Origin of the sequence: Sporolactobacillus putidus (genome assembly GCF_014647035.1) — a bacterium.
Classification (GTDB): Bacteria; Bacillota; Bacilli; order Bacillales; family Sporolactobacillaceae; genus Sporolactobacillus; species Sporolactobacillus putidus.
The window spans coordinates 23,293-30,902 of record NZ_BMOK01000022.1; the positions used below are offsets into that span (position 1 = coordinate 23,293).

Sequence of the window (7,610 nt, forward strand, 5' to 3'; positions counted from 1 at the left end):
TCAAACTTCATCCCTAAATTATAGCAAACTCAACATTCTATTGAAAGAAAAGGATTGCGCGACGTGATCCGGACCGGATTCCATAAATAGAAACGAATGGTATACTAAATTATGGATCTGATAAATGAATGAGGGATAGGAACATGAAAATACTGCTCGCAGAAGACGATCAGCGCCTTGGAAAATTAATGTTAAAAATGTTAAAAAAAGAACAGTTCACAGCGGACTGGGTTGAGGATGGGATCAGCGCTCTTGATCAGGCCCTGACCGGGGATTACGATGTCATCGTTCTAGACTGGATGCTCCCTGAACGTGACGGGATTCAGGTTAGCAAGGCCCTCCGCGAGGATGGGTACAACGGTGCGATTTTAATGCTGACAGCGAGAGGTTCACTGGATGACCGCGTCTGCGGGCTTGACGCGGGTGCGGACGATTACATGATGAAACCGTTCGCATTCGAAGAACTCTTTGCACGTATCCGTTCCTTGTCAAGGCGCAACTTTTTCCCGATCGATCACGACATTCTAAAAACCCATGATCTGAGTATCGATCTCACCAATCATCTGGCCAAAAAGGGCGACATGCCGCTCAAACTCACACCGCGCGAATTTCAGCTGCTCGTCTATTTTGTAAAAAACACCGGGAGAGTCCTTTCAAAAGAAAACATACTCGCCAGAGTGTGGGAAGAAGACAGCGAGGTGACTTTTAATACAATGGAAGCATATGTCAAACTGCTTCGAAAAAAGCTGGGTCAGTCCAAAAGAAACAGTTACATAAAAACCATACGCGGTTTAGGCTACATGTGGGTGGAAGACCATGTTTAAGACCCTTCAGCGAAAATTGACCTTCACATACAGTCTCTGCTTTTTCCTTACTCTTGCCGTTCTGTTCATCATCCTGTTTTTCGTCTTTAAAAACTTTATCTACCAGTCTGTTGTCTGGCAAGTTGACGATATTGCCCACGACCAGGCTTCGGAGTATGCAGAGACCCAGCGTCTCGAAGGAGGGGTGTTCAAGCATTCGCTGCAGCTGTTCGCCTTTTTGTCGAATAACGGGAAGGATGTTGTCTACAGAGGGGCGCTTCCTGACGACCTGCGCCATAATCTGACTGATAAGCTGCGCGACGGTCAAAATACAGGGCTTATGAATATTCAGCTGTCCCGCCATGAAAAACCGCTCCTGATTTACGCGATGGAACCGGTACGGGAAGAAGGGCGCCAGATCGGCTATATTGTGGTCGCCAAGGAAGTTAACCGGACGCACGAACAGATCGAACTCTGGTTCAGGACCCTGTTTGCGCTCGGGCTGGGCGCTGCCGGACTCTCGATTATCATCGCCCATTTTCTTGCCAGGCGGGCCGTTTTGCCGGTTAAGCGGAACTATGAGAGACAAAGGGCCTTTGTCGCCGACGCGAGCCATGAAATGCGGACGCCGCTCAGCGTTTTTTCCGCTTCACTCGAATTTTTCGAAGCCGAAGAAAAAGATCGCCTGTCCGAATCATCGAAGGAAACACTTAGAGATTTAAAAGATGAAGTTTCCGAGATGAATACACTGATCGACCATCTTCTGGCTCTCGCGCGTGCTGACCGCGACACTCTGGCATCAAAAAAGTCGGATTTTCCGCTTGACCAGCTGACTCAGTCCATTATTCCCTACTACAGCCAGAAGGCAGGCGGCGCGCAAAAGAAATTCTCTTTTACTCTGCCTGCAAAAACCGTTTTCCTGAATGCAAATCCGATCGAAATCAGGCAGCTGCTGACTATTTTTTTGGATAACGCTTTGAAGTATACGCAGAGGCACGACTTGATCGCTCTGAAAATATGGGCAGATGAAAAAAAGCAGCAGTTCTGTTTTTCTGTTGAAGATTCAGGGGTCGGAATTCCTGAAGAAGACCAGAAGCATATCTTTGAACGCTTTTATCGGGTCGAAAAAGGCAGGGCCCGTCAGAGCGGAGGAAGCGGACTCGGACTGTCGATCGCCCATGAAATTATTAAAGCTTATAATGGCCGGATTGACCTGAGAAGCGTGCCTGATAAGGGAACAACTTTTCAAGTGATGCTTCCGATTTTGAAGACATTCGGTTAATTCAGTTGTTTTTCAGTTTACTTGTGTATGCTTACCCTGTAAAAAAAGGAGAGGATTCAAATGTTTGGAACACCGCTTCACCCTCTGCTTGTCCACTTTCCCATTGCTCTTTTAATTCTGGGGACCGTGACGCAGATTATTGCAGTTATATGGAAGAAAGACTTTTTTGATAAAGCGGCCTTATATTTACTTGCCATTGGTTTTGTATCCGGGTGCGCGGCCTTTCTGAGCGGGGACGGGGCCGAGCAATTTGCCAGCACCCACTGGGGGAATGCCTACCAAGCAGTCGTCCGCACTCATAAAATATACGCGACAGTAACCATGCTTCTTTTCGGTGCAGCCCTCGGCGCACGAGTATTGATTTACTTTATCAAAAGGCGTATATTCATGCCGCTTGTACTTATTTTCTGCATCACTGGATCGATCACGCTGGCATTGACCGGCCATTATGGCGGTGAAATGGTCTACATACAGAAGCACTCCACCCCCACCGCTTCTTCCATATCGGCACAAAATTAAACGACTCTGTAAAAGATTCAAGCACATTCGTTTTAGATGTGCTTGAATTTATTTTCTGTTATCAGTAAAATAAATTTAACCGATAAAATTAAACTTACAGGTGATGCTCTGATGAAATCTTCCTTAATCATAAAAGATCTCAACCAACTGAAGATACTGAGTGATCCATTCCGAGCTAAATTAATGATGTTCCTGATCGAAAAGCCTTATACCGGCCAGCAGCTGGCAGAAAAAGTTGGTTTATCACGGGCGCGTATTCACTATCATTTACGTGAGCTCGAGAAAAATCACTTGATCGAATTAGTAAGAAAAGAAGAGATTAACGGAATTGTCCAGAAATTTTATCGATCTGTTGCCCATGGATTTCTTCCCGACGTTTCATTGCTTCCGCATAAAAAAGATGTTGATGAAACGTACAGGCAGATTGTACTCAGCATGATCGACCGCACGCGCGCGTTTGCTTTGTCGGCACCGGAGGAAGCCTTTTCTTTTGACCGAAAGAATGACGAACGAATCGAAAAAGCCCAGGCAACCTATATGATCGGCAAAATGACTGAAGAGCACTTTATCCAGTGTCTGGATGAATATCAGAAGCTCATGAAAAAATTCGACGATCTCTGTAAGAACGATGAAAAGGATTCCCTTTCGAAAACATACATCTTGTCCAGGGTCGCTTTTCAGGTTGATGAATCTCAGTTCAGCCTGGACGAAGAAAAGAAAGAAGGGAACTGAAACGAGTTTTTTTAGTCGATGGTAAAATTATTTTTACCGATAAATTATTTTTAACAGGAGTGATCTTCATGCTTGATTTATTCAAAAATAAAAATTTTGTTTCTCTTCTCTCCGCCCGCTTTATTACGAATATTGGTGACAGCATGTATTACATTGCTGCCATGTGGCTGGTTTATAAGCTTGGCGGCTCCGCGTTCTATTCCGGGGTGGCCGGCTTTCTGACCACATTTCCGTCGGCATTGTCCTTCCTGACCGGGCCAATTGTTAACCGAAGCTCCATAAAGAAGTTATTAATCTTCTCGCAGCTGACCCAGGCCCTATTGCTGAGTTTCATTCCGATTGCTTTTTTGACCGGCAAACTTTCAGTCCTGCTGGTTCTGTTCATTATGCCTATCGTCTCCTTTCTTAATCAATTTTCATTTCCAGCAGAAAACGCGCTTCTTCCAAGAATCTTGCCAAAGGACGCTCGCGTGAAAGGAAATTCGCTAATGTCCTTTGCCTATGAAGGATCGACGATCATGTTCAGCGCGATCAGCGGGATATTGGTCGCTCTCATCGGTGCCGTGATGCTCTATATGGCCGATATCGCAACATTCATGATCGCCGCTCTGCTTTTTGCCGGACTTAAATTACCCAAATTGGCCCCTAAAGAAAGACAGCCTGTTCCGAATGCGGTCAGTCATTATTTTACCGATCTTAAAGAAGGTTTTTCTTTTATCACGCATTCGGTCGTTGGAAAGCTCCTCATTGGCTCCGCTCCCCTTAATTTTGCGACCAACGCGCTTGTTGCCATTCTGCCCGCCTACGCCGACCGCATTGGCGGATCAAGCATGTATGGATTTCTGCTCGCAGGACTGTCCATCGGTTCACTAGCCGGTGCGCTAATGGCGAATCCGTTCCAGAAATGTCCCTTCGGCGCTTTTATGATCGTCGGTTTTTCTCTTGGGTCGGTATGCTGGCTTCTTTCCGCGATCATTCCGATTTTCCTCTTCAAAGCAATTTTTCTAGGTGCAGCTTTTAGTACCATAGGTGCGATCAACGTCCTCTCCTTCTCGTTTCTTCAGAATACCGTTCCGGAGAATTTTCTTGCACGCAGCTTCACGGTCACTTCCAGTATTTCCATCTCTCTCAGCCCTGCCGGCGCACTCATCGGCGGTCTGCTCGCAAGCAAGTTCGGAAGTTCGGTCATTTACACCCTGCTCAGCTTCAGCATGATTTTTTTTGCCGTCTATGTCTTATGCATCCGGTCGCTTCGCAGCCTGCCCTCGATTGATTCTGCTAAATTAAAGCAAATCTGAACAGGTGCAAACAGGATCAAATTATATTTCTCCCGGTTTCATGATTCCCCCGGCCCAAGTTTTCCGGCAATTACCGCGATGTTCATAAAAAACATTTATTTGCTGTCTCAATAAATTTGCCATCAATCACCCATCTGATATACTTTTAATATAAGTGATTAGTTAATTAGCTAAATATAGCAATCTCTGGAAAGAAGTGATCAAACAGTTGAACAATGCTGTGTTTAAAGCACTGGCTGATCCGTCGCGCAGAAAAATTCTTGATCTGCTGAAAGCGTTCAATGGATTCACCACGCTCCCTAGCACCGACTTTAGCTAATTGCTAAAACTCAGATAACCTCATGCCTTTTACAGAAATCAGGGCTTTTCCTTCACTGGTTCACGATTGAAATCTGCTAAAGGCAATAGACCGCTGATAATGGCCGATATATTTCGCTGAAGGGCGATATAGCCTCACGACGATCGATATTTTCCATTGAAGACCGATATATCGCCTACGATGACCGATATTTTCCGCTCAAGACCGATTTATCGCCTACGACGACCGATACTTTCCGCTCAAGGCCGATAAATCGCCTACAACGACCGATTTTTCCGCTCAAGACCGATATATCCTCACGACGACCGATATTTTCCGCTCAAGACCGATAAATCGCCTACGACGACCGATACTTTCTCACAACGGCCGATATATTCTGCTGAAGATTAGAAACCGCTATCCTTGGAATCAGTATTCAATAAGTAAAAGCGGGTAACTGTTCGCCCCCGCTCGATGTCTTGTTCCATTCATTTTTACTGATTCTGAAATATGCCGGACAGTTGATTTCCGACGGGGCTCCCGAGACCTGTGCAGGCATCCCATCCTGGTCCGGCAGTATAGGCTCCTTTTATCCGGCTGGAATCGTTGTTTCCCTGAGTGATGTCCCGCAGGGCGGAGCGTGCGGACGGGTTGTACAAAACGGGCTGTATAAATCCGATCGGGTGGCCGAGCTGCTGATTGATCAGAGCAATCAGTCCGGCCCAGAGCGGAGCCACCGCACTTGTTCCACCAATGACCGTTCGCTGCCCATCTACCAAAATTTGGTAGCCAGTCACGGGGTCGGCATTACCGGCAACGTCAGGAACGCCGCGCCCTGATTTACCACCAGGGTTTGCAGAGGGCGGAACTTGCGCCGAATTTTGCCACTGGGGCAGCGTGAAAAAGTCGCTGATCCCGCCGCCGGTACTGCTGTCAGGGCCATCGTCCCAAACCGTTTCGCTGGTTATGGTCACCCCGTTCCCCTCGAGTCTTGTGCCTCCGCATGCGAGCATGTGGGGACTGGACGCTGGAAAATCGACGTGTACCAGACCATCGCTTACCCCATCGGCCGAACCGCGATCCCCCGCGGCACAGCAGATCGTCACGCCCACGGCCGCGGCATCCTGGGCGGCCCGATCCATTGCCGCCATGGCCTGCTCCGTCCATGCAGTTTCCGCAGCCCCCCAGCTGATCGAGATGACGGAAGGCTTGTTTTCCGTATCATGTATCGCCTTATTCATCGCATTAAGAAATCCTGCATCGGTGTTTGGAGCAAAATAGACGGCTATGTTTACTCCAGGAGCAACAGATGCGGCCACTTCAATATCCAGAACCACTTCCCCGTCGGCTCCGTTCGGATCTCCGGTCGGCTGATTGCTTCCTCCCCCGACAGAAACACTTTTAATCGTCGGTTCTGCAAGGCCAAGGGAAGAAAAATATTGCCGGAGTTCAGCGTCCGCATAGCCCCCGCCCAGTTCAATAATGCCGATGCATTGTTTGCTGCAATCGATATCTGATGGAAAGTGATAGAGCTGCGCCACTTGAGGCGGTGTATAGGACGTTCCCGCCTGTTCAGCACGCACCGAAAACTTGTTCTGCTGAAAAATCTGAAAGTGAGTTTTGACCTGAGGCCGGTTATCCAGACCGAAGACAGCTTCAACGATTCCCTCAAGTTCAGACGGAATCGTGACCGGTCCGCGATGCCCCCGATAAGTAAAATTCGGATGCTTATATTTTACAAGTTCGACATCAAACGCCTGGTTAAAGGAGGCTGCCGTCCCTCTTAGCAGCATGGTCCCGGCAGCAGCGTTCACTTCAGAAACGATCAGTTCATGATCCTTCGCAAATCGCTCTACTTTTCTTATATCCTCTTGTTTCGCGCCATAGGCGGCCGCAAACGCTTCACGGCTGAGGTAGTTCTTTTTTGTCAAAGAGGGAATCTCCGTTTTCGCAAGCATTGCATCAATGGGCGGCCGATGCAGAAGAACAGTGACCGTCATTTTTTCTTCAGGATCGACAGGACCTACTCTTTGAGCTCTTGGAAGCGGGGCACGTTCACTTTTGGAAAGCTGTACTTTGTCCTTGGCATCTTGTCCATTGGATAAGCGATCATCTTTGCTCATACAACATCCTCCTTTTTAACTTACTCATCTTAAAATGAGTCTGTTTTCCGGGACTTGAAACGACAAAGAGGTTATGTCAATTATACAACCGCTTCGCGATGTTGTTACGTGAAAGCACCCGATAAATCTTAATCACCAAAAAAAGTTTTTATCGTTTCCAGTACAAAACCTACTTATTTACAGATTGATCCTTGTGTACCGCTGTGCTCTGTCCGCCGATCAGAGCACTTTTCTGTTGCCTCGAAGCATTTTATTTAAGATGACAAGACAGCGGCTATGCTGTTATACTCCTAATCAGTGCTTTAATCATTTGTCATTAGATAGCACAATACGATATTTATACAGATTTTCATTTTCCTTTTCATCAAAAATAATTCCTAATAACTCTCCATTATTCTTTTCGATAATTTTTTTTGAAGATATGTTATCTGTGCTGCATGTTACAATTGCCTCTTTTATTCCTACTTTCACAGCTTCTTCCAATGCTAAGAGTGTTTAAATAATCTTGTGTAAATAGATTCAAAAAACAATTGAAAAGGGAAAGCCTTCCCCTTA

At 46.6% G+C, this 7,610-nt stretch carries 7 protein-coding genes; 5 read left to right on the forward strand and 2 right to left on the reverse strand.

Features of this window, described 5'->3' with window-relative positions; genetic code table 11:
• Window positions 1–143: 143 nt before the first annotated feature.
• From IEX81_RS16040 to IEX81_RS16060, 5 genes are all read left to right on the forward strand, one after another.
• On the forward strand, window positions 144–824 hold the full coding sequence (locus IEX81_RS16040; RefSeq protein ID WP_188805148.1) for a response regulator transcription factor: 681 nt from the start codon (window positions 144–146) through the stop codon (window positions 822–824).
• Window positions 817–2,085 (forward strand): sensor histidine kinase, encoded by a 1,269-nt coding sequence (locus tag IEX81_RS16045; RefSeq protein ID WP_188805150.1) that lies wholly within the window; start codon window positions 817–819, stop codon window positions 2,083–2,085. The genes IEX81_RS16040 and IEX81_RS16045 overlap by 8 nt, the downstream gene beginning before the upstream one ends.
• Window positions 2,086–2,145: 60 nt before the next feature.
• The gene (locus tag IEX81_RS16050; protein ID WP_188805152.1) at window positions 2,146–2,604 is read left to right on the forward strand and encodes a DUF2231 domain-containing protein; all 459 of its coding nucleotides are present in this window, start codon (window positions 2,146–2,148) and stop codon (window positions 2,602–2,604) included.
• Between the two features lie 111 nt (window positions 2,605–2,715).
• Complete coding sequence (locus IEX81_RS16055; RefSeq protein ID WP_188805155.1) at window positions 2,716–3,336, forward strand: ArsR family transcriptional regulator; 621 nt, start codon at window positions 2,716–2,718, stop codon at window positions 3,334–3,336.
• A 68-nt stretch (window positions 3,337–3,404) separates the two neighbouring features.
• The gene (locus tag IEX81_RS16060; RefSeq protein WP_188805156.1) at window positions 3,405–4,634 is read left to right on the forward strand and encodes an MFS transporter; all 1,230 of its coding nucleotides are present in this window, start codon (window positions 3,405–3,407) and stop codon (window positions 4,632–4,634) included.
• Window positions 4,635–5,426: 792 nt separating this feature from the next.
• Here the strand turns inward: IEX81_RS16060 and IEX81_RS16065 are convergent.
• Both IEX81_RS16065 and IEX81_RS16070 read right to left on the reverse strand, forming a co-directional pair.
• Window positions 5,427–7,055, reverse strand: a complete 1,629-nt coding sequence (locus IEX81_RS16065) for a S53 family peptidase (protein ID WP_188805158.1) — start codon at window positions 7,053–7,055, stop codon at window positions 5,427–5,429.
• A 306-nt stretch (window positions 7,056–7,361) separates the two neighbouring features.
• Window positions 7,362–7,526 (reverse strand): hypothetical protein, encoded by a 165-nt coding sequence (locus tag IEX81_RS16070; protein WP_188805160.1) that lies wholly within the window; start codon window positions 7,524–7,526, stop codon window positions 7,362–7,364.
• Between the last annotated feature and the right edge of the window lie 84 nt (window positions 7,527–7,610).